Origin of the sequence: Shewanella sp. GXUN23E, assembly GCF_050865035.1 — a bacterium.
In the GTDB taxonomy this organism is placed as follows: Bacteria; Pseudomonadota; Gammaproteobacteria; order Enterobacterales; family Shewanellaceae; genus Shewanella.
Window position 1 is genome coordinate 1 of the sequence record NZ_JBOZWP010000053.1, and the last position, 899, is coordinate 899.

Consider the following 899-nt stretch of genomic DNA (forward strand, 5'->3'; position numbering starts at 1 on the left):
GCCGATGACGGTCACGCCTCCCGCGTGGTGCCGCAGGATGGCATGAACGCCTTCGGTGGCGGCAAGAGCTGCCTGAATTGTCACAACCAGATCCACGGCTCTAACCATCCGGGCGGCAGCCTGTTTGGCCGCTAATTAGGAGTGCAAGCGATGCGATTTAATTTGAATCTGTTGACCCTGGCACTGCTGTCAGCGACCGGCATGGTCAGTGCTGCGGCAAGCGCCGCCGACTTCGGTGTGCAGCATGCCAACACCGCCGCGGTGAAGCAGGCCGCTTACCAGTGCAAACAATGTGTGGTACCGGGTGAGCATACCGGCAGCGTGGGCGTCAGCCTGGGCTATGTGGATGCCTCAAAGGCGGACGACCAGGCGGTGAATGCCTTTGGCACCAGTGATGAAGGCGTGGTAGCCGGCGTCGATGCCAATGTCAGTTACCTCAATGCCGAGGGCTATCGCAGTGCGCTGCAGGCTCATCAGCTGGGTATGGATAACGGCTTTGTGTCGGCCCGCAGCGGCAAACTGGGTCAATACCGCATTGAGCTGGACTACCGCAACATCAGTACCTGGCAGGATGAGGCCAGGACGCAGCTGTGGCACAACGGCGGCATGTTGACGCCAAGCGATGCCGTGCGTGTGGTGGACCTCAAGCTGGAACGCCAGCAGGCCGGAATCGGTGTTGAATATCAGCTCAATGAGATGCTCAACACCTATGTACGCTACGACCGCCAGGACAGAAGTGGCAACAGGAGTGCCAGTCTCATCAATCCGCGGCCGACCAACTTTGTGCAGCCGGTGGATGAAAGCACCGACAAGCTGAGCGCCGGTGTGGTGCTCAGTGGCGACAACTGGCTGACCGACATCAGTTATCACGGCAGTCAATACCAGAACAATATCAACCA

At 59.2% G+C, this 899-nt stretch carries 1 protein-coding gene and 1 pseudogene; both read left to right on the top strand.

Annotated features, from left to right (window positions below; translation table 11 throughout):
* Positions 1-135: pseudogene (locus ACRRUX_RS20550) on the top strand (cystathionine beta-synthase); the annotation flags it as partial.
* A gap of 15 nt (positions 136-150) precedes the next feature.
* Positions 151-899, top strand: a 749-nt coding sequence (locus tag ACRRUX_RS20555) for an MtrB/PioB family outer membrane beta-barrel protein (RefSeq protein ID WP_432534102.1), incomplete at its 3' end; no start/stop codon positions are given.